General features: G+C 49.0%; 22 protein-coding genes. 10 read left to right on the plus strand and 12 right to left on the minus strand.

Annotated features, from left to right (window positions below; translation table 11 throughout):
- Positions 1–98: 98 nt before the first annotated feature.
- The 3 genes from rfaD to rfaC are packed head-to-tail and all read left to right on the plus strand — an operon-like array spanning position 99 to position 3,046.
- Positions 99–1,031, plus strand: a complete 933-nt coding sequence (rfaD, locus tag OGX94_RS05030) for an ADP-glyceromanno-heptose 6-epimerase (RefSeq protein WP_197385429.1) — start codon at positions 99–101, stop codon at positions 1,029–1,031.
- A 2-nt stretch (positions 1,032–1,033) separates the two neighbouring features.
- Entirely contained in the window at positions 1,034–2,080 is a 1,047-nt protein-coding gene (gene rfaF / locus OGX94_RS05035; RefSeq protein ID WP_257662179.1) for an ADP-heptose--LPS heptosyltransferase RfaF, read from the plus strand.
- A gap of 3 nt (positions 2,081–2,083) precedes the next feature.
- Positions 2,084–3,046 (plus strand): lipopolysaccharide heptosyltransferase RfaC, encoded by a 963-nt coding sequence (gene rfaC / locus OGX94_RS05040; RefSeq protein ID WP_257662178.1) that lies wholly within the window; start codon positions 2,084–2,086, stop codon positions 3,044–3,046.
- A gap of 63 nt (positions 3,047–3,109) precedes the next feature.
- Here the strand turns inward: rfaC and OGX94_RS05045 are convergent, their stop codons facing one another.
- The 6 genes from OGX94_RS05045 to rfaQ form a co-directional block, all read right to left on the minus strand.
- Positions 3,110–4,213 (minus strand): glycosyltransferase family 9 protein, encoded by a 1,104-nt coding sequence (locus OGX94_RS05045; protein ID WP_003827305.1) that lies wholly within the window; start codon positions 4,211–4,213, stop codon positions 3,110–3,112.
- Positions 4,214–4,284: 71 nt separating this feature from the next.
- The gene (locus tag OGX94_RS05050; protein WP_003827303.1) at positions 4,285–5,322 is read right to left on the minus strand and encodes a glycosyltransferase family 9 protein; all 1,038 of its coding nucleotides are present in this window, start codon (positions 5,320–5,322) and stop codon (positions 4,285–4,287) included.
- Entirely contained in the window at positions 5,319–6,704 is a 1,386-nt protein-coding gene (locus tag OGX94_RS05055) for an O-antigen ligase family protein (RefSeq protein ID WP_257662177.1), read from the minus strand. The genes OGX94_RS05050 and OGX94_RS05055 overlap by 4 nt, the downstream gene beginning before the upstream one ends.
- Positions 6,705–6,825: 121 nt before the next feature.
- Positions 6,826–7,626, minus strand: a complete 801-nt coding sequence (gene rfaP, locus OGX94_RS05060; RefSeq protein ID WP_257662176.1) for a lipopolysaccharide core heptose(I) kinase RfaP — start codon at positions 7,624–7,626, stop codon at positions 6,826–6,828.
- Positions 7,619–8,743 carry a glycosyltransferase family 4 protein gene (locus OGX94_RS05065; protein WP_003827294.1) on the minus strand — a complete coding sequence of 375 codons (1,125 nt, stop codon included), beginning with the start codon at positions 8,741–8,743 and terminating at the stop codon, positions 7,619–7,621. The genes rfaP and OGX94_RS05065 overlap by 8 nt, the downstream gene beginning before the upstream one ends.
- Positions 8,740–9,807, minus strand: coding sequence for a lipopolysaccharide core heptosyltransferase RfaQ (gene rfaQ, locus OGX94_RS05070; protein ID WP_074170599.1), 1,068 nt, complete (start codon positions 9,805–9,807; stop codon positions 8,740–8,742). Before rfaQ ends, OGX94_RS05065 begins: the two co-directional genes overlap by 4 nt.
- A 408-nt stretch (positions 9,808–10,215) precedes the next feature.
- Between rfaQ and waaA the strand changes: the two genes are divergently transcribed.
- Together waaA and coaD are read left to right on the plus strand one after the other, a co-directional pair.
- Positions 10,216–11,493, plus strand: coding sequence for a lipid IV(A) 3-deoxy-D-manno-octulosonic acid transferase (gene waaA, locus OGX94_RS05075; protein ID WP_003827291.1), 1,278 nt, complete (start codon positions 10,216–10,218; stop codon positions 11,491–11,493).
- An 8-nt stretch (positions 11,494–11,501) separates the two neighbouring features.
- Positions 11,502–11,981: a pantetheine-phosphate adenylyltransferase gene (coaD, locus tag OGX94_RS05080; protein ID WP_003024099.1), complete on the plus strand. Its 480-nt coding sequence runs from the start codon at positions 11,502–11,504 to the stop codon at positions 11,979–11,981.
- 38 nt (positions 11,982–12,019) lie between these two features.
- Here the strand turns inward: coaD and mutM are convergent, their stop codons facing one another.
- The 4 genes from mutM to radC form a co-directional block, all read right to left on the minus strand.
- A complete protein-coding gene (mutM, locus tag OGX94_RS05085) occupies positions 12,020–12,829 on the minus strand; it encodes a bifunctional DNA-formamidopyrimidine glycosylase/DNA-(apurinic or apyrimidinic site) lyase (protein ID WP_003827288.1) in 810 nt (269 codons plus the stop codon).
- 98 nt (positions 12,830–12,927) lie between these two features.
- On the minus strand, positions 12,928–13,095 hold the full coding sequence (gene rpmG, locus OGX94_RS05090) for a 50S ribosomal protein L33 (RefSeq protein ID WP_003024094.1): 168 nt from the start codon (positions 13,093–13,095) through the stop codon (positions 12,928–12,930).
- A gap of 20 nt (positions 13,096–13,115) precedes the next feature.
- On the minus strand, positions 13,116–13,352 hold the full coding sequence (rpmB, locus tag OGX94_RS05095; protein ID WP_003024071.1) for a 50S ribosomal protein L28: 237 nt from the start codon (positions 13,350–13,352) through the stop codon (positions 13,116–13,118).
- A 276-nt stretch (positions 13,353–13,628) separates the two neighbouring features.
- Positions 13,629–14,294: a RadC family protein gene (radC, locus tag OGX94_RS05100; RefSeq protein ID WP_063941160.1), complete on the minus strand. Its 666-nt coding sequence runs from the start codon at positions 14,292–14,294 to the stop codon at positions 13,629–13,631.
- 171 nt (positions 14,295–14,465) lie between these two features.
- On the opposite strand from radC, the gene coaBC reads away from it, so the two are divergent.
- The 3 genes from coaBC (at position 14,466) to slmA (ending at position 16,835) form a co-directional block, all read left to right on the plus strand.
- The gene (gene coaBC / locus OGX94_RS05105) at positions 14,466–15,686 is read left to right on the plus strand and encodes a bifunctional phosphopantothenoylcysteine decarboxylase/phosphopantothenate--cysteine ligase CoaBC (protein WP_122973903.1); all 1,221 of its coding nucleotides are present in this window, start codon (positions 14,466–14,468) and stop codon (positions 15,684–15,686) included.
- Positions 15,664–16,122 carry a dUTP diphosphatase gene (gene dut, locus OGX94_RS05110; protein ID WP_003827259.1) on the plus strand — a complete coding sequence of 153 codons (459 nt, stop codon included), beginning with the start codon at positions 15,664–15,666 and terminating at the stop codon, positions 16,120–16,122. Before coaBC ends, dut begins: the two co-directional genes overlap by 23 nt.
- Before the next feature lie 116 nt (positions 16,123–16,238).
- Entirely contained in the window at positions 16,239–16,835 is a 597-nt protein-coding gene (gene slmA, locus OGX94_RS05115; protein WP_003827257.1) for a nucleoid occlusion factor SlmA, read from the plus strand.
- A gap of 66 nt (positions 16,836–16,901) precedes the next feature.
- Here slmA and pyrE read toward each other — a convergent pair whose 3' ends face one another.
- Positions 16,902–17,543 carry an orotate phosphoribosyltransferase gene (gene pyrE / locus OGX94_RS05120; protein WP_164562363.1) on the minus strand — a complete coding sequence of 214 codons (642 nt, stop codon included), beginning with the start codon at positions 17,541–17,543 and terminating at the stop codon, positions 16,902–16,904.
- Between the two features lie 65 nt (positions 17,544–17,608).
- Positions 17,609–18,325 (minus strand): ribonuclease PH, encoded by a 717-nt coding sequence (gene rph / locus OGX94_RS05125; RefSeq protein ID WP_003024054.1) that lies wholly within the window; start codon positions 18,323–18,325, stop codon positions 17,609–17,611.
- Positions 18,326–18,450: 125 nt separating this feature from the next.
- Between rph and OGX94_RS05130 the strand changes: the two genes are divergently transcribed.
- A complete protein-coding gene (locus tag OGX94_RS05130; RefSeq protein WP_003024052.1) occupies positions 18,451–19,314 on the plus strand; it encodes a YicC/YloC family endoribonuclease in 864 nt (287 codons plus the stop codon).
- A 190-nt stretch (positions 19,315–19,504) separates the two neighbouring features.
- Positions 19,505–20,767 (plus strand): tyrosine-type recombinase/integrase, encoded by a 1,263-nt coding sequence (locus OGX94_RS05135; RefSeq protein WP_048275722.1) that lies wholly within the window; start codon positions 19,505–19,507, stop codon positions 20,765–20,767.
- The last annotated feature ends 160 nt before the right edge of the window (positions 20,768–20,927 follow it).

Below are 20,927 nucleotides of genomic sequence, written 5' to 3' on the forward strand. Positions count from 1 at the left end.
CTTATCGGTGAATGGCTGAAGCCTAAGCCATGTAGTGATATGATAGAAGTATTCGTGTCTGAGATTGTCTCTGACTCCATAATTCAAAGGTTACATTTATGATCATCGTTACCGGCGGCGCGGGCTTTATCGGCAGCAACATCGTTAAGTCTCTGAATGATAAAGGTATCACCGACATTCTGGTGGTGGACAACCTGAAAGACGGCACCAAGTTTGTTAACCTGGTGGATCTGAATATTGCTGACTACATGGACAAGGAAGACTTCCTGATCCAGATTATGGCCGGGGAAGATTTCGGCGATATCGAAGCGATTTTCCACGAAGGCGCATGCTCTTCAACCACCGAGTGGGACGGCAAGTATATGATGGATAACAACTATCAATACTCCAAAGAGCTACTGCACTACTGCCTGGAACGTGAAATCCCGTTCCTGTACGCATCCTCTGCCGCCACCTACGGCGGTCGCACTTCTGATTTCATCGAGTCTCGTGAATATGAGAAACCGCTGAACGTCTACGGCTACTCAAAATTCCTGTTCGACGAGTACGTGCGTCAGATCCTGCCAGAAGCCAATTCTCAGATTGTTGGCTTCCGCTATTTCAACGTCTACGGACCGCGTGAAGGCCACAAAGGCAGCATGGCAAGCGTTGCTTTCCACCTCAACACCCAGCTTAACAATGGCGAAACACCAAAACTGTTCGAAGGCAGTGAAAACTTCAAACGTGATTTCGTTTACGTAGGCGACGTAGCTGCGGTAAACCTGTGGTTCCTGGAAAACGGGGTTTCCGGCATCTTTAACCTCGGTACAGGTCGTGCGGAATCTTTCCAGGCCGTTGCCGATGCTACGCTGGCGTACCACAAAAAAGGCAGCATTGAGTACATTCCATTCCCGGAAAAACTGAAAGGCCGCTACCAGGCATTTACCCAGGCAGATCTGACGAACCTGCGCGCAGCGGGCTATAACAAGCCGTTTAAAACCGTCGCCGAAGGCGTCACGGAATATATGGCCTGGCTGAACCGCGACGCGTAAGTATGAAAATTTTGGTGGTTGGCCCGTCTTGGGTGGGCGACATGATGATGTCGCAAAGTCTCTATCGCACGCTCAAGGCGCGCTATCCCCAGGCGATAATCGACGTGATGGCACCTGCATGGTGCCGTCCGTTATTGTCGCGCATGCCAGAAGTCAACGAAGCTATCGCCATGCCGTTGGGGCACGGCGCGCTGGAGATCGGCGAGCGCCGTAAACTCGGCCACAGTCTGCGTGAGAAGCGCTATGACCGCGCTTATGTGCTGCCTAACTCGTTTAAATCCGCTCTGGTGCCGTTCTTTGCGGGTATTCCCCATCGTACAGGTTGGCGTGGCGAGATGCGCTACGGTCTGCTAAACGATGCGCGCGTACTGGATAAAGAAGCATGGCCACTGATGGTCGAGCGCTATGTGGCTCTGGCTTATGATAAAGGCGTGATGCTGACGGCCAAAGATTTGCCGCAGCCTCTGCTATGGCCACAGTTGCAGGTCAGCGAGGGTGAAAAATCGCTAACCTGTAGCCAGTTCTCCCTTTCAGCTGAACGCCCCATCATCGGTTTTTGCCCAGGTGCGGAATTTGGCCCAGCGAAACGCTGGCCACATTACCACTATGCAGAACTGGCAAAGCAGCTGATCGATGAAGGCCATCAGATTGTGCTGTTTGGCTCAGCAAAAGACCATGAAGCCGGCAATGAGATCCTGGCGACGCTGAGCGTTGAACAGCAGGCATGGTGCCGTAATCTGGCGGGCGAAACACAGCTGGAGCAGGCTGTCATCCTTCTCGCAGCCTGCAAAGCGGTGGTCACCAACGACTCTGGATTAATGCACGTGGCCGCAGCGCTGAACCGTCCACTGGTCGCATTGTATGGTCCAAGCAGCCCGGATTTTACGCCTCCGCTTTCCCACAAGGCGCGTGTCATTCGCCTGATTACGGGTTATCACAAAGTGCGTAAGGGCGATGCGGCAGAAGGCTATCATCAGAGCCTGATTGACATTACACCCCAGCGCGTACTGGAAGAACTCAACGACCTGTTGTTACAAGAGGAAGCCTGACGGATGCGGATTCTGATCGTTAAAACGTCGTCTATGGGCGATGTACTGCATACGTTGCCCGCATTAACCGATGCTCAGCAGGCTATTCCGGGTATTCAATTTGATTGGGTGGTGGAAGAAGGGTTCGCTCAAATCCCCTCCTGGCATTCAGCCGTTGACCGGGTTATTCCAGTGGCGATCCGTCGCTGGCGTAAAGCCTGGTTTTCAGCGCCGATTAAAGCCGAGCGTAAAGCGTTTCGTGATGCGGTGCGTTTACAGCAGTATGACGCGATAATCGATGCTCAGGGTTTGGTTAAAAGCGCGGCGTTGGTGACACGTCTGGCACGTGGCATCAAGCATGGTATGGACTGGAGCACAGCCCGCGAACCGCTGGCAAGTCTGTTTTATAATCGCAAACATCACATAGCCAAACAGCAGCACGCGGTAGAACGTACGCGTGAATTGTTCGCCAAAAGCTTGGGATATGTTAAACCGCAGTCGCAGGGTGATTACGCGATTGCGCAGCATTTTGTAAAACAGCAAACGTCCAATTCGCAGCCCTACGCTGTATTTTTACATGCGACCACGCGAGATGATAAGCATTGGACAGAAGCACACTGGCGGGACCTTATTACGCTGATACCGAAGACAGGGATTCGCATTAAACTTCCATGGGGAGCAGCGCATGAAGAGGAAAGAGCAAGAAGAATTGCGAAAGGATTTGATAATGTCGATGTATTGCCAAGGATGAGTCTTGAGGAAATTGCGCGTATCCTCGCCGGTGCTGAATTTGTAGTTTCGGTTGATACTGGCCTTAGTCATCTGACCGCCGCGCTCAATCGCCCAAACGTTACGCTGTATGGTCCCACCGACCCAGGGCTCATTGGTGGCTACGGTAAGAATCAGTTAACGTGCATTGCTCCGGAAGGAAAACTATCGTTACTCACCGCTCAGCAAGTACTAACACACCTACCGTCCGACGTATAACCCCCCGACTCGGGACGGGGGCTCTGCACGCTTATCAGAACATGCAGAGCATCGGTAAGCTTACTACAGGAATGGTTTTACATGCGCCATGATCTCTTCGCAACTCACCTTCTCTAGCGCTGAACGATACTTAATTTCATCCAGCGTCGTATAGGCTTTGTAAACCACCTTGTGCAATTGAGGGTCCTGATAGGGGCCATAAAGATAAGGTGAGGTGATCACATACATACTCACCGTCGGTACCCGCATTGCCACGGCAAGGTGCATAGGTCCTGTATCAGATGTTACCAGCAGGTCCATATTCTTCACTTCCTGAATAAGCCCTTTAAGCGTCGTTTTACCGATAAGTGGCTTCACGCGGTCATGAAAGCGGCTATCCAGCTTTTGCAAAAATTCGTCCTGCAGAGGCACTTCATTCGGCGCACCAATCAGGACGACACGCACATCATCATGAGCAAAAAGTTGGTTTGCGAAAGTGACAAATCGCTCAACAGGCCAGCATTTCTTAAAGGATGATGCTCCCATTTGAAAACCAATCCAACGCAGCTTTGAATCTTCCTCGCTCACCGTACGTTCGACAGGAAACGGCAGGTGCATACTGTTGTCTGGCTTTTCATTCAGCAACGGCATGATAAGCTCCAGCTTTCGCTGAATAGTATGCCCAACGAATTTACTGATTCTGTTGGTTGCCCATTTACTTACGAGTGGGATGTCCTGCTTATCGTTATCCACAAAGACATACTTTGTGCCAGCAATAATGGCGCTAAGGAAATCATAAGGTGTATGTGAGTGAAGAATTACCGTCAGGTCTGGCGTTCCACGTTTCTTGATCTCTTTAACCAATGCCGGGAGGGTAGTGAGTTTATTATCCCATGAGATAAGATCGTCCCAGTCACTCCCCCCTTTGAGGAAGTCATACATCTTTTTGTGGCAAATCAGGGTGATTGTCGCAGAAGGATATGTCTGGCGGAGCGCATGAATTGCTGGAGAGTTCATCATGAAATCACCCAGCGCCGTTGAAGAATAAATCAGGATATTCTTCAGCTGATTTTTATCCTGATTTTCAAATTCTTGCTGACTAAAAGAAAAATCTTTCTTACGGGTGTATATCATTAAAAAAAGATTAACCAGTAATAGCTGAATTTTTTTTCTCAATGCTCTAATCATTAAATAAAACCTATTTAATCTATCGCCAGATAGAGATCAATATATCAACTTATCTATAGCAATAAGTAAACTTATGCTTCATCCATTGCCGTATTTTTACGCACTTGCTCCTGCAGACTTACAAACCGCGTAAATACATCATCGACGCTAATATTGCGAGCATCATAATCTTTTCCTTGCAGCATTTCGTACGGCACACCCCATGGCGTCCATAGCCATGCAGCCTTGTTGCCGAACAGCGCCACCACTGGTTTACGCACCCCAGCAGCAATATGCAAGGCACCGCCGTCGCTGGTCACAATCTGATCGCATAGTGACATACCGGCCATCAGCTCACGAACGCTATTCGTTCTTACTGGAATAATCGGCAGATCGGCACATTGCGCGCTGATAAAATCAGCCTTATCATCATCACCGGGATGTAATTTATTATCTGATTTTCCTGGAGACCAGAATAACATAATATGGCACGCCTGTATGGCTGCAAGTTTATGAGCAAGCTCAACAAACTTTTCTTTTTGCCATTGTTGTTCTTCTCTTCGGGAACTTATCTGCAACCCATAAACAGGTAAATTGTCCTGTGGAAATTCTATCTTTGCTTTTATATCAGCCAGTTCTTGTGGTGTGACATACAGCTCCAGCGGACCTGGTTTAGAAGTACAGCCTAGCGGTCCCGTTAATCTATTCAATAAATTGACCAGATGAAGCTGCTCCTGAGTTTCAGGAATAGCATCGGTGACAATGTCCGGGCAGTCATTACCAATAGCGATAATTCTTTTAGCACCCGCTAATTTTGCCCACTGTAAAGGTCGTTTATCCCAATGCTCTTTGGCAATAATCGCGACATCATATTTAGCACGACGCAGATCGATAATCGTCTTCAGGCGCTGAAACAATACCTTAAGGCTAGATGTGCCTTTAGAACGGTGGTGCAGCTTGCTGTATAAGAAAACTTTACCTACATGAGGATTATTTTCGATAATCGATTGATTGTAGGTGTTAACCAACAAATCAACTTTACAATTCATGTCTTTTGCAATAGTCGAGATCAGCGGCGTTGTCAGTATCAAGTCGCCAATGTTATCTCTACGAATAATTAAAACTTTCATTTTTTAGCCCGTGATATTTTATTACTCGTAAAGATCAGACCCAGCATTAAACCTGATAACGCAAGGTTTTGCTCAAGGTAGTGATCACGCATCATGTTATCTACACCACTACGGAACAAGAAGCTCACCGTGAAAAGAGACAAGTACAGACCCGGAATTATTAAATCACGAGAGAATGCACGCCAGCCAATAAGGATCATCAACATGACGAATGCCACCCAGTTGATAAGCCCAAGGACACCGTTCTGAAGCGCGACATCAATCAACCCGTAATGGCTGTTAGATTGCTGAATAATAGGGTCGTGATATTTTTCCTGCAGAAGCACTAAGAATGCATCTTTTCGCGGACCCGCACCAAACGGATATTCAGCGATCAGTTCGTTCCCCTGACGGAAAAACGATGCCCGGCAACTATTCGAGTCATCCATTATGCGGCCAGTGCTGTCCTGCATCAACGGGCCATCAAAACCGTTATAGCAACGACTGTGCATACCCAGATCCCAGCCAGCAACCATATCCATGCTTAGGCTTTTCCAGCGGGAGTCCTGATGCCAGGAAGTGTAGCCTATAATGCCTACTACTATCGTAACGACCAGTGCAGCCAGACAGAGCTTCAGCAAGTTCTTTCGGCTAATCGCTTTTAAGGCAATAAATACGCAGATAGAAATCGTACTGCCAATCAGACCAATAGTGCCCCAGCGGGTCTTCGCTAATGCTGAACAGATGAAGCACAGCAAAATAAAGGCAGCCATCAATTTGTTGCTGAAAATTAGATACTTACGACCCAGGAACAGTCGACAGGCAAGTTCTGCCAGTAAAATTCCCGTAACCATGTTTATCTGAAAGCTCATCTCGGTGCGAGTTGGTACAATCCACGTCTCACCCCAGAGTATCGTTCCCGTCTTGATATAAAAATAGATATTCTGCAGCAGGTGAATAAATATCACCCCTAGCGAACACAGAACAACTAAAGACAATACCTTATTGGCCGTTATATATTTAAAATGATACTTACAGATTGGATACAAAAAGAGTCCAACGAAGAATAATAGCCCCGCACGCAGGTATTGTCCCTGCCAACCGCGCAACATTTTCCCCACATCAATTGCAACAAATAACCCATTGACCAGTGTAAACACGAGAAAAATAAGAATTAAAGCGACAGCATATTTCGCAAGTTGACTAAGCTCAATAGATACATATTTTCTACAAACGCAAAAGTATAAAGTTAGAGCTGCACTTAAATATATGGAGAAGTTCCTATTGGCTGGCAAGATAGAATTCTGTATAGGCCAAACAAAACATAGAACACAAAATGAAATTAACAACAAATAAACTGCAATACCTTTACACGAGGCTTGCATTTGTGTATTTGAATTCATATAAACCCTATTGAAACAAAACCCGACACATATTTATAAATAAAAAATGCAAGAAGAGACATAGTATGAATTCATTCCATGAAATACAAATTCCATTTACAACATATTTTTACAGTTAAAATCACAATGATTTGCGAATTGTTCTTTCGCGAATGGCTCTGGCTTTTCCTTCAACCTGTTCAATGAACACACCCTCATTCTTAATAATATCTTTCAGGTTACGGTTGAAATATACCTTTAAAAATCTATAATAATCTCGAGTCGTCAATCCAATATTATCGGATGAAAAATAAAGTCCAGTAAGATCCTTATTACGCCAACGTAATGGCACTTTATTTCTAATTTGTGCCCGATGCAGATCGATCACCGAAATTTTTAGACTATCTTCATTTTTATCATCAAATGGAAGATGAAGTAAGAAATGGCAAATATAACAATCACGATGGTTAACACCGCCAAGATGCATCGCGCGAACCATATCGGCTACGCGTTGAATCAGCATTCTTTTTACGTGCGGATGCGGGGGTTCAACACACCAATTCGCACAATAATCTTCCAGGCTAATAGTTGGCGTTAAATCTTCGGTAATGATAAAAGAGGTTTTCTTTACCGGATTCCAACCCGTTTCGCCAAATGCAACGCCATGCATCGTATCAACGCCTAAGGAGGCTAAACGGTGTATGGCATTCCACTCACGGTCGGCACCCAGTACCGGCATACGAAGTGACAGTAGATTTTTAATGACTTCTTTATAAGTGGTACCTCGGTGCCACTTCAAAAAATAGCTCTTATCAGCAACGCTAAAACGAAGTGTGCGACGGGTTTCTAGTTCCCGAAAGACCTCACCCTGAAGCTTTCTAACCTCGATGAATGGGTCTTTTCCCTTCCACAATGTGGCAAAGGGTTCATTTAACTCAACCATGCAATTCACCTGTAATAATATCCGCTACATGTTCTGGCAAACTATAAAGATCCTGCGTATCCGCATAATGCCGCGCATTTTTTGCCCACTTTTCACGAAGAGAACTATCCGCCAGGACCTTATGCAAATCGTCATCAAGCGCATGTTGCTCAAAAGGTTCACTCAATACAACACCGCATCCTGCCGCCGCTACGTGAGGTGCGTACCCGCAGACCTCCGTCACGAGCACAGGCAACCCCGCTGCGATAGCTTCAACCAGTACAATTCCCGCAGCTTCCTGCTTCGCCGGATGTAATAACACGTCCGCAGCCGCCATCAGATGTGCAACATCATCACGCCCAGCAAAGAAATGGACGTTCTCTTTCACACCCATTCTTTCTGCCTGTGCAGCGAATGCGCGAGGTTTATCCTGACCAACAACAAAGAGCTGGGTTTGACGACGGATAGCCTCAGGCAGTGCGGCGACAGCGGCAATTGAGCGGCCGACTCCTTTTCGTGAAAAATCAGAACCAACCTGCAACAATAAGAAGTGATCCGGAGTGATGCCGATGGCTTCACGGTAGCGTTCACGGCTACCGGGGGCCTGGCTACTGTATTTTCTATCGGGATAGATGCCGGGCGGAAGAAGCTGAAAGCGCTCGTCTTCCGTATGGTAATACATTTTAAAATCAAGGATTTGTTTTGTAGTCAGCATCAGCAACTTTGTCTTCATCCCTGGTTTAAACACAGCTTGCTCAAAGGCAGCGTAGTGACGGTATCGCGCCGTTAAGCGATACAAGAACCCCTTTTCTTTCGCTACCTTCGCCGCATAACACACATCCGCTGCGTAGTAATAATCCAGCCCCGGCATTTTATTAAAACCCAGGACACGGTCTGCCGGGTACTGAGTTAAATGCTGCTGAACCCACGTCTGATACTGTTTATCTCTTCCATGGTTGGAATGTGCGGTAACCGGGACATCAACGCACTCAAATTCCGCCGGGCGCTCCCCTTGCCAGGCTCGTGTATAGACTCGGACATGATGCCCGCGCGCCGCGATCGTTTTAGCGATACGCATAAAGTCACGCTGTAGCCCACCATAGGGAAAATATTTGTACAGACAGAGGGCAACAATCATTGTGCATTCACCTCAATTTCTGGCGCGTCGCCATTGAGCACTTGCCAGGCGGCGTTAATAACATCCTCCGCAGGGATAACTGACGGATATTTATAACTGCGGTCCAGCTGCTCTCTTGGCGGTACTGGCTGATAGTTTCCAGCCCATAGCAACGTGACATTTTCCGCCCATGGCCGCCATGCGATATGATCCGTCGCGCCAAACAAACAAATGATAGGGGTCTTCACCGCTGCGGAAATATGCATAGGCGCGGAGTCAACACCGATAAACAACGCCGCATGATCAATGAGAGCAGCCAATTCAGGAAACGTCGTTTTACCCGCAAGCGCGGTGACGGGAGATAATTTGCATCCCTCAGCAATATCATGGATACATTCCTGGTCTTCCTTCCCAGGTCCAGAGGTCAGCACAACCGGATAACCTTGTTCCTGTAAGGCATCAATAACCTCACAAAATTTCTCGTTATCCCAACATTTAAAGATCTGACGTGCGGTTGGCTGAATAACCACATAGCGCTCACCCACGCTGAGCTGTTTTAGCTGTTCATGGATATTTTTCCAATGGGAAGGAGCGTAGTGCATGGACAGTTCGTGCTTGAGTGTTTTAAGCCCAAGTGGATTCAGAATCGACAGGTTACGCTCGACGATATGGTCGCCAGTAATCGGCACAAGATGCGTAAAGCTCTTCTGCCAGAAAGGCTTCTGACGGTGCGGGAAATCAGGAGAAAGTTTTGTATCAGCGGACAAAAAGCGGACCAATAGTGCAACCAGCCACTGATCGGTCAAGTTGATTACTAAATCATATTGGTTTTGGCGTAATTTTTTTATTAATGAAATGAAATTAGCGATTTTCTTTTTTGTCGTGGCGTTTTTCTTACTGATTCCATATAGCGCATTAATCTCCGGATTTTCAGATAAAATCGGCTTTGTGTCTTCGTAAAGGAGCACATCGATTTTGGCATCAGGATAGTTACGTTTTAATGTACTGATGACGGGGGTTGTCAGCAGCATATCGCCATGAAAACGCATTTTAATGACCAGGATATTTCTGAATAACTTTTCCACAAGCGGCTCTTTTGTTGAGAGTGTCCGATACCGTTAAGCAAAAAAAAGCACGCTACCGCCCCAAGCTCAACAGTTGCCTGATTACTGATATCGCACTAAAATTTTGCGCGCTAGTGTACCACTTCTTTAGTGGCAATCCGATACGAATAAAAGTTAAGCACATTTTTCTTTTCGTCTTTCCAATCAATTCATTAGCGCAGATTAATGTCAACTTTAAAACCAATTTTGTTATCCTCTCTAGCCCCTGACTTTAATTTCAAAGAGTTACGCCAGAATGTAACTTAATGGTCTATCACACGTCAGATTGACCACTTTAGCGTCTAATTGGTCCCTGAATGGCAAAAGTAATAGCAAAGCACCGGGTAAATACATAGAATCCACAGCACATCCATTAGCCAGCTAACGCCCATGCTTGAGTTGCTTTACACCACATTGCTCTACCTTATTCAGCCTTTGATCTGGATACGGCTTTGGGTGCGCGGACGTAAGGCTCCGGCCTACCGTAAACGCTGGGGCGAACGCTACGGCTTTTATCGCCGCCCGCTAAAACCCGGCGGCATCATGCTTCATTCGGTCTCTGTGGGCGAAACGCTGGCTGCAATCCCATTAGTCCGCGCTCTGCGCCACCGTTATCCCGACTTGCCGATCACGGTCACCACCATGACGCCAACCGGTTCCGAGCGGGTACAATCTGCTTTTGGCACTGACGTTCAGCATATTTATCTGCCTTACGATTTACCGGATGCCCTGAACCGTTTTCTGAATAAAGTTGACCCCAAACTGGTGTTAATTATGGAAACCGAGCTGTGGCCAAATCTGATCGCGGCACTCCATAAGCGCCACATTCCTCTGGTCATTGCCAACGCACGGCTTTCTGCTCGTTCAGCCGCTGGTTATGCGAAATTAGGTAAATTTGTTGGCAGACTACTGCGTCGAATTACGTTGATTGCCGCACAAAACGAAGAAGATGGCGCACGTTTTATTACGCTTGGCGCCAGAAGCAATCAAGTCACCGTTACTGGCAGCCTGAAGTTTGATATATCCGTCACACCGCAACTGGCCGCAAAAGCGGTGACATTACGTCGTCAATGGGCGCCTCACCGCCCGGTATGGATTGCAACCAGCACCCACGACGGTGAAGAAAGCATCATCATTGCCGCTCATCAGGCGTTATTAAATCAGTTCCCGAATCTTTTATTGATTCTGGTTCCCAGACATCCAGAACGGTTCCCGGATGCCATTAACCTTGTACGCCAGGCTGGACTAAGCTATACCACTCGTTCTTCGGGTGAAGTTCCATCATCAGGCACTCAGGTTGTGATCGGCGATACCATGGGTGAGCTGATGTTGCTGTATGGCATTGCCGACCTTGCTTTTGTCGGCGGTTCACTGGTTGAACGTGGTGGACACAACCCGCTGGAAGCGGCAGCGCATGCTATTCCGGTGTTGATGGGACCACATACGTTTAATTTTAAAGATATTTGCGCCCGTCTCGAACAGGCAAGCGGATTGATCACCGTCACCGACGCAACTACGCTGGTGAAAGAGGTCTCTTCCTTACTGACCGATGCAGATTATCGTAATTTTTATGGCCGTCACGCAGTTGAAGTTCTGTATCAAAATCAGGGCGCGCTACAGCGTCTGCTGCAACTGCTGGAACCTTACCTGCCACCCAAAACGCATTGAGGCAAGTCATGCAAAAACGGGCGATTTATCCAGGAACCTTTGATCCTATTACTAACGGCCACCTTGATATCGTGACGCGTGCTACAAGCATGTTTGATCACGTAATTCTGGCGATTGCCGCAAGCCCCAGTAAAAAGCCGATGTTTACTCTGGAAGAGCGCGTTGAGCTGGCACAACAGGCAACGGCGCATCTTGGCAATGTGGAAGTGCTGGGATTCAGCGATCTGATGGCAAACTTTGCCCGTGATAATCAGGCGAACATTCTGATCCGTGGCCTGCGCGCGGTAGCCGATTTTGAATATGAAATGCAGCTGGCCCATATGAACCGCCATCTTATGCCGCAACTGGAAAGCGTTTTTCTGATGCCATCTAAAGAGTGGTCTTTTATCTCATCGTCACTGGTGAAAGAAGTTGCCCGCCACCAGGGTGACGTGACACACTTTTTGCCGGAAAACGTCCATCAGGCGTTAATGAGTAAACTGAAGTAATGCACCTGGCCGGATGCAGCATCCGGCCAGCAATGACACTATTTCTGACAGCGACGGCAATAGAACGTTGTACGCTGGGCGTGTTTTGTCGCAACAATCGGTGCGCCGCATGCACGACACGGTTCACCTTCTCTCCCATAGACCTGCAGCTCCTGGGCAAAATAGCCAGGCTTACCGTCACTTTGCAGAAAGTCTTTCAGCGTCGTCCCGCCCTGCTCGATAGAACGCAGCAACACCGCCTTGATAACGCGTACCAGCAATTCACACTCATCTTTCGACAGCGATGACGCAAGACGGTCAGGATGAATCCCAGCCGCAAATAGCGACTCGCTGGCGTAGATATTACCCACACCCACCACCAGCTTGTTATCCATCAACCAGGGTTTAATCGCCGTTTTCTTCTTTGCACATTTCTGCTGTAGATAATTGGCGTTGAAATCGTCGCTCAGCGGCTCAGGGCCAAGATGGGCGAGGACATTATGTCCATCCAGTTCTTTAGTCCACAGCCAGGCGCCAAAGCGACGGGGATCGGTATAACGCAGAACTTTGCCGTTGCTCATCACTAAGTCAACGTGGTCGTGCTTGTCTGCCGGAAGCTCTTCAGGAAGGATACGCAAGCTACCCGACATCCCCAGATGAATGATTATCCAGCCATCCGCCAGTTCTAGCAGCAGGTATTTCGCGCGCCGCTGTACGCTGAGGACAGGTTGATCACTCAGACGATAGATTTCCTCAGATACTGGCCAACGCAAACGACCGTTACGCACCGTCGCGTGCATAATCGTTGCTCCCACCAGATGCGGCTCAATACCACGGCGGCTGGTTTCGACTTCAGGTAATTCAGGCATAGTATCTCCGGCGGTATGTCAGGTCTCATTAATATGGGGACGGCCAGAAAACAAAAAACCCCGCCGAGGCAGGGTTTTTCTTTACATCAAAACGAAAATTATTTGATTTTCGCTTCTTTGTATAAAACGTGCTGACGAACAACTGGATCGAACTTTTTCAGTTCCAGTTTTTCCGGCTTAGTACGTTTGTTCTTCGTAGTGGTATAGAAGTGACCAGTACCAGCAGAAGAAACCAGCTTGATTTTCTCACGAATACCTTTAGCCATGATTTATTTCCTCTTAGTACTTAGTACTTTTCGCCACGGGCACGCAGTTCAGACAGAACTGTTTCGATGCCTTTCTTATCAATAACACGCATACCTTTAGCAGATACACGCAGGGTGACAAAACGCTTCTCGCTCTCAACCCAAAAACGGTGAGAGTGCAGGTTAGGCAGGAAACGGCGTTTAGTCGCGTTCAGTGCGTGGGAACGGTTGTTACCGGTCACCGGACGCTTGCCAGTAACTTGGCAGACTCGGGACATGTCTATTCTCCAAAAATCAAATTAGCTCGAGCTTCGTATGGGGTATTGGCGCCTCGTCAGGCTTCTCAGCCCGGTTATCGCAGTTCAATACACTTAATCTTTCAATGTTGCCTCGTCATTGGACGCAACAAGAATGATTTTGCGTATTTGCGAACTCTCGATTGCCAGGCCCAAATGCCAAACCCGAGATTCTCAAAGGTGGCGTAGTATACGCTGAGTCAGCGATGTGCTCAAGTCCCGAACAGACAAAGATCCCGATGGATCGCGTAAAGTGCGTTAAATCCAACCGCGTTCCGCAAAAGAAACGTACTCTCCGCGCCCAATGACCAGATGATCAAGCACCCGGATATCCATGAACTGACAGCATTTCACAACACGCTCGGTGATGAGTTTATCTGCTTTACTCGGCTCTGCACACCCCGAAGGGTGATTATGCGCAAGGATCACCGCAGAAGCATTCATTTTTATCGCTTCCCGGACAATTTCTCTCGGATGTACCTCGACATGGCTAAGCGTACCGGAAAAAAGTTTGCTGTGTTTAATCACGCGATGTTGAGAATCCATAAAGATCACCAGAAAGATCTCGCGTTCCTCTTGCGAAAGCTGGCTTTGCAGAAATTCTCGCGCCATTTCCGGACTAAGTAGAGCACGCTCCTCTATCACTCGCACTTTGTAGTAGCGTCTTGCCAGCTCCGCAATCCCCTTCAACTGTGCGTACTTCGCGATACCGATTCCCTGAACATAGCTAAAATCCATGTAATCAGCAGACAACAGGCCATACAGCGACTCAAAATGCTGAAGCATCTCTTTCGCCAGCGTAAGCACATCTTTACCCTGCATGCCGGTACGTAAAAAAAGAGCCAAAAGCTCAACATCGGTCAGAGAACTGGCCCCCTGCGCCAACAGCTTTTCCCGGGGCATCATACTTCCTGTATTTTCCATGCTTCTCCCTCCTCTCGCGTCCGCATAGTGGCATAACACCGACGGTGAATCGACGTGCTGTTTTCACTTCTTCGTAGCGCCTCGCAAAGTGGAGTACGGTCAAAAGCACGACAAATTGCGGATTGTGATAAAATATCCGCCTTCTGGTGAAACCCAACAGGAAAGATCATGATGAGCCTGGCCGGTAAAAAAATCGTACTTGGCGTCAGTGGCGGTATTGCTGCGTACAAGACCCCTGAGCTGGTGCGTCGTTTACGGGAACGCGGCGCTGATGTCCGCGTGGCGATGACCGAAGCGGCAAAAGCATTTATTACTCCCCTGAGTTTACAGGCGGTTTCAGGTTATCCCGTTTCCGACAGCCTGCTTGACCCCGCAGCCGAAGCCGCGATGGGCCACATTGAGCTGGGGAAATGGGCCGATTTGGTCATCCTGGCACCCGCTACAGCAGACCTGATTGCTCGTGTCGCCGCAGGTATGGCCAACGACCTGGTGTCAACGATTTGTCTGGCAACGCCTGCTCCTGTTGCTGTACTGCCAGCCATGAACCAGCAGATGTACCGCGCTGCCGCGACCCAGCACAATCTGGGTATTCTTGCCTCACGCGGTTTACTCATTTGGGGTCCTGACAGCGGTAGTCAGGCATGTGGTGATATCGGCCCTGGGCGCATGCTGGATCCGTTAACGATTGTGGATATGGCGGCAGAACATTTTTCACCTGTCAACGATCTGCAACATCTCAACATCATGATTACGGCGGGTCCGACGCGTGAACCGCTTGATCCCGTGCGTTATATTTCCAACCACAGTTCCGGGAAGATGGGGTTTGCGATCGCGGCCGCTGCCGCAAAGCGCGGGGCAAACGTCACACTGGTATCGGGTCCGGTTTCGTTATCCACACCACCATTTGTTCAGCGGGTTGATGTGATGACCGCGCTGGAAATGGAAGCCGCTGTGCAATCTGCGGTGCAACAACAGCATATTTTTATCGGTTGCGCTGCAGTCGCTGATTATCGCGCTGAAACTGTCGCCCACGAAAAAATAAAAAAACAAGCGACGCAGGGTGATGAATTAACAGTAAAAATGGTCAAAAACCCGGACATTATCGCCGGTGTTGCCGCACTGGATGTTAACCGTCCTTTTGTCGTTGGGTTTGCCGCCGAAACAAATAATGTGGAAGAATATGCCCGGCAAAAACGCATCCGCAAAAACCTTGATGTGATCTGTGCGAACGACGTTTCGCTGTCAACTCAAGGATTTAACAGCGATAGCAACGCATTACACCTTTTTTGGCAGGATGGAGACAAAGTCTTACCGCTTGAGCGTAAAGAACTCCTGGGCCAATTATTACTCGACGAGATCGTGACCCGTTATGATGAAAAAAATCGACGTTAAGATTCTGGACCCGCGCGTAGGGCAACAATTTCCGCTCCCGACGTACGCCACTTCTGGTTCTGCCGGACTTGACCTGCGTGCTTGTCTTGATGACGCCGTAGAGCTGGCGCCGGGCGCAACAACGCTGGTGCCAACCGGGTTAGCTATCCACATTGCCGATCCTTCTCTGGCAGCGGTAATGCTCCCGCGCTCCGGGCTGGGCCATAAGCACGGTATCGTGCTGGGCAATCTGGTTGGTTTGATTGATTCCGACTACCAGGGCCAACTGATGGTGTCCGTCTGGAACCGTGGTCAGGACAGCTTCACTATTGAGCCGGGCGAACGTATCGCGCAAATGGTATTTGTACCGGTCGTGCAGGCTGAATTTAATCTGGTGGAAGAGTTTGAAGCCACCGATCGTGGCGAAGGTGGCTTCGGCCATTCCGGGCGCAAGTAACCCGCAGAAAAGTATCCCATAGCGTAATAACGCAATAACACACCGCAAACATCAGTTTGCGGTCGCTGTGTGGATGCCTGCCTGGCAAGAGCTTATTTTCAGGGGTATTTTGTAACATGGTAGAAAAGCAAACTGCGAAAAGGAATCGTCGCGAAGAAATACTTCAGTCTCTGGCACTGATGCTTGAGTCCAGCGATGGTAGCCAACGCATCACCACAGCAAAGCTGGCAGCCTCAGTTGGCGTATCCGAAGCAGCATTGTATCGCCATTTCCCCAGCAAGACCCGTATGTTCGATAGCCTGATTGAGTTTATCGAAGATAGTTTGATTACGCGTATCAATCTGATTTTGAAAGATGAAAAGGACACCAACGCGCGTCTGCGCCTGATCGTTCTGCTGATTTTAGGGTTTGGTGAGCGTAATCCTGGCCTGACACGAATTCTGACCGGACACGCGTTGATGTTCGAGCAAGACCGTCTGCAAGGTCGCATTAACCAACTTTTTGAGCGCATTGAAGCGCAGTTACGCCAGGTTCTGCGAGAAAAAAGAATGCGTGAAGGTGAAGGCTACACCGTGGATGAAACGTTACTGGCCAGCCAGTTACTGGCTTTCTGCGAAGGTATGCTTTCCCGGTTTGTACGTAGTGAATTTAAATACCGCCCAACGGATGATTTTGACACCCGCTGGCCGTTGGTTGCCGCTCAATTGCAGTAGCGATTTCGTCTTGTCCGGCCTACGGGGTTACGTAGGCCGGATAAGCGCAGCGCCATCCGGCAGTTATTAAACGCCGTACGCTTCACGATAGGCCCGTACTGCCACCAGATGTTCCGCCATCTCTGGTTTCTCTTCCAGATACGCAATCAGATCTTTCAGGGTAATGATAGAAATCACCTTGCAGCCATAATCACGTTCCACTTCCTGAATCGCGGAAATCTCGCCGCGACCGCGTTCCTGACGATCGAGAGAAATCAGTACCCCCGCCAGAGTGGCGCCATTCGCCTGGATAATTTCCATCGACTCACGAATCGCCGTACCTGCGGTGATAACATCATCCACCAGCATCACGCGCCCCTCTAGTGCGCTACCGACCAGATTACCGCCTTCACCATGGGTTTTCGCCTCTTTACGGTTAAAGCAGTATGGCAAATCTTTATCGTGGTGTTCCGCCAGCGCAACGGCCGTTGTGGTAGCAATCGGAATACCTTTGTACGCAGGGCCAAACAGCAAATCGAACTCAATATCGGAATCCACCAGCGCTTCGGCATAAAAACGGCCTAACAGTGCCAGGTCGCGCCCGGTATTAAACAGCCCGGCGTTGAAGAAATAGGGGCTTTTGCGCCCGGATTTCAGCGTAAATTCGCCAAACTTTAGTACCTGCTTGCTAAGCGCAAACTCAATAAACTGGCGCTGATACGGTTTCATGGATTCGCTCCTCATCTCACTTTATTACAGACAAAAAAAAGGCGACTCATCAGTCGCCTTTAAAATCAATTTTCTAACGCCGCCTTCTGCGTCGCTACAATGGATTCGATTCCCCCTCGGGCCAATGCCAGTAGGGTGAGAAGTTCTTCATGACTGAACGGCTCGCCTTCCGCCGTGCCCTGAACCTCTATAATACGACCGTCTTCAGTCATCACTACGTTCATGTCGGTTTCAGCAGCAGAGTCTTCAACGTACTCAAGATCACAGAGTGCTTCACCATTCACAATGCCCACGGAAACCGCAGCGACCATCCCTTTCATCGGGTTAGTTTTCAGCTTACCGCTCGCCACCAGCTTGTTCAGCGCATCAGCCAACGCAACGCATGCGCCGGTAATTGATGCGGTGCGCGTACCGCCATCGGCCTGAATAACATCGCAGTCCAGCGTAATTGTGAATTCACCGAGCGTTTTCAGGTCAACGGCTGCGCGCAGCGCGCGGGCGATCAGACGCTGGATTTCCATGGTACGACCGCCCTGCTTACCTTTCGCCGCTTCACGGGCATTACGGGTGTGGGTGGCGCGTGGCAGCATGCCATATTCTGCGGTGATCCAGCCCTGGCCCTGACCTTTCAGAAAACGCGGTACGCCTTCATCAATAGAGGCGGTACACAGCACTTTGGTATCACCAAATTCGACCAGCACGGAGCCTTCAGCGTGTTTTGTATAATTACGGGTCAGGGTGACGGGACGCACCTGATTGGCACTACGACCTGCTGGACGCATGATAAAATCTCCGGCTTGAAACGAATGTGGCTGCGCATTATACGGACTTCCGACTGTTATTCCTATCCTGACAAGACGCTGATGGCTATAATCCTCCCATCTCATCTTTAAAAACAGGAACGTCTATGATCCGCAGCATGACCGCCTACGCCCGGCGTGAAATCAAGGGTGAATGGGGTAGCGCCACCTGGGAAATGCGCTCGGTAAACCAGCGTTATCTGGAAACTTATTTTCGCCTGCCGGAGCAGTTCCGTAGTCTCGAACCCGTTGTTCGCGAACGTATTCGCACGCGTCTGACGCGCGGTAAAGTCGAATGTACGCTGCGTTTTGAGCCTGATGCCAGCGCGCAAGGCGAGCTGATTCTGAATGAAAAACTCGCTAAACAGCTCGTTAGCGCTGCTAACTGGGTCAAAATGCAGAGCGATGAAGGTGAAATCAACCCGGTTGATATCCTGCGCTGGCCAGGCGTAATGGCTGCCCAGGAGCAGGATCTGGACGCCATTGCCGCCGAAATCCTCGCCGCGCTTGATGGTACGCTGGATGACTTCATCGTTGCGCGTGAAACCGAAGGTCAGGCGCTGAAAGCGCTGATCGAGCAGCGTCTGGAAGGCGTCAGTGCTGAAGTCACAAAAGTGCGTGCTCATATGCCGGAAATCCTGCAATGGCAGCGCGAGCGTCTGGTTGCCAAACTGGAAGACGCCCAGGTGCAGTTGGAGAATAACCGCCTTGAGCAAGAACTGGTGCTGATGGCGCAGCGTATCGATGTGGCAGAAGAATTAGATCGTCTGGAAGCCCACGTCAAAGAAACCTACAACATTCTGAAGAAAAAAGAGGCCGTTGGCCGTCGTCTGGACTTCATGATGCAGGAATTCAACCGTGAGTCGAACACTCTGGCATCCAAGTCTATCAATGCCGAAGTGACGAATTCCGCGATTGAACTGAAGGTACTGATCGAGCAAATGCGCGAGCAGATCCAAAATATCGAGTAGTGTTTCACGCGATCTCATAGAGTCTCACTAAGTCGCATCAGGACAAAAAGGCCATTGTAAATCATGGCCTTTTTGTTTTATATAGTCTCATATTGTATCACTACAGCGCGTGTTTCGTGTGTACATAGACGTGTACATACAGGCATTTATGACACGCCGTTTATGTACACAGCAATGAGACAAGGTAAGCATGGCGAAACTGACAGACATACAAATCAGAGCATGGATAAAAGCGGGTGAGCATTTTGCTGGTCGCTCTGACGGAGGCGGGCTGTATTTATGCTTCCCTGAGAATTACTCGATACCCTTCTGGCGTTTTCGCTATCGCTTTGCGGGCAAACAGCGGGCAATGGTCATAGGCACGTATTCTGAACTGTCGCTCGCTAGAGCACGCGAAACGGCTAAAGAGATGTCAGCCCGTGTTGCGCTGGGCTACGACGTATCGGGAGAGAAGCAAGAACGCAAGGCTGATGCGTTAAAGAAAATGGAGGAAGAAAAGCACGCGCTGCGTGTTTCAGAGCTGGCCGCTGAATACTTTGAGCGCCAGATCCTCAACCGGTGGAAACACCCGGACATTCTGCGCCGTCGCATAGACAAGGACATCAACCCCAATATTGGGCATCTCAGAATCGAAGACGTTAAAGCCTGGCATATCGACGACATGCTGCAAAAAATCGTCCAGCGTGGTGCGCCGACAGTCGCTAACGATGTGTTGAGGTGGACTCGCCGTATATTCGATTACGGCATAAAACGGCATATGCTGGAAACTAATCCTACAGGCGCATTTGAAATTGCTGATGCGGGCGGTCAGGAGCAAAGCCGGGAACGCTGGCTAAGCCGTGAAGAACTCATCCAGTTCTTTCAGGCCATGCCTATGACAAAGGGATTCTCACGTCAAAATGAACTGACAATGAAACTCCTGTTAGTCTTTTGCTGCCGCAAGATGGAGCTTTGTGGTGCTCGTTGGGAAGAGTTTGATCTTGATGAAGCCGTCTGGCACTTACCCGCAGAGCGGGTTAAGAATGGCGATGCGATCGATATCCCCATTCCAGCACCGGCGCTTGAATGGCTGAAAGAACTGCACCGGATGTCCTGCAATAGTCAGTGGGTGCTTCCGGCCAGGAAGATGCAGCACCGGATGATCCCCCACATTCAGGAAAGCACATTGCCAGTAGCGTTAGCAAAAATAAAAGCCAACATGCCCGGCGTTCCTAACTTCACCATTCATGATTTCCGACGCACAGCGCGATCTCATCTGGCCGCATTGGGAGTTGATCCAGTTGTTGCAGAACGCTGCCTGAATCACAGAATTAAAGGCGTTGAGGGGATTTACAACCGCTATCAGTATTTCGACGAGAGGAAACAAGCCTTAGATTTATGGGCTAACTTGCTGGTTTCCTTAGAAAGAGGTGAGGATTATAACGTGACGCCGTTGAAGAAGGGCATAGGGTGAAGTGTACTGGTATGGATGTCGATTATAATTCAAAAAATAGGTTGAGCTAACATTAACGCATATTAAATCATTGAAGTTATGGAAGGTGCGAACAAGTTCCTGATATGAGATCATCATATTCATCCGGAGCGCATCCCAGAGGGACATCATGAGCCATCAA

This window comes from Citrobacter sp. Cpo037, from assembly GCF_030332945.1.
GTDB classification, from domain to species: domain Bacteria; phylum Pseudomonadota; class Gammaproteobacteria; order Enterobacterales; family Enterobacteriaceae; genus Citrobacter; species Citrobacter portucalensis.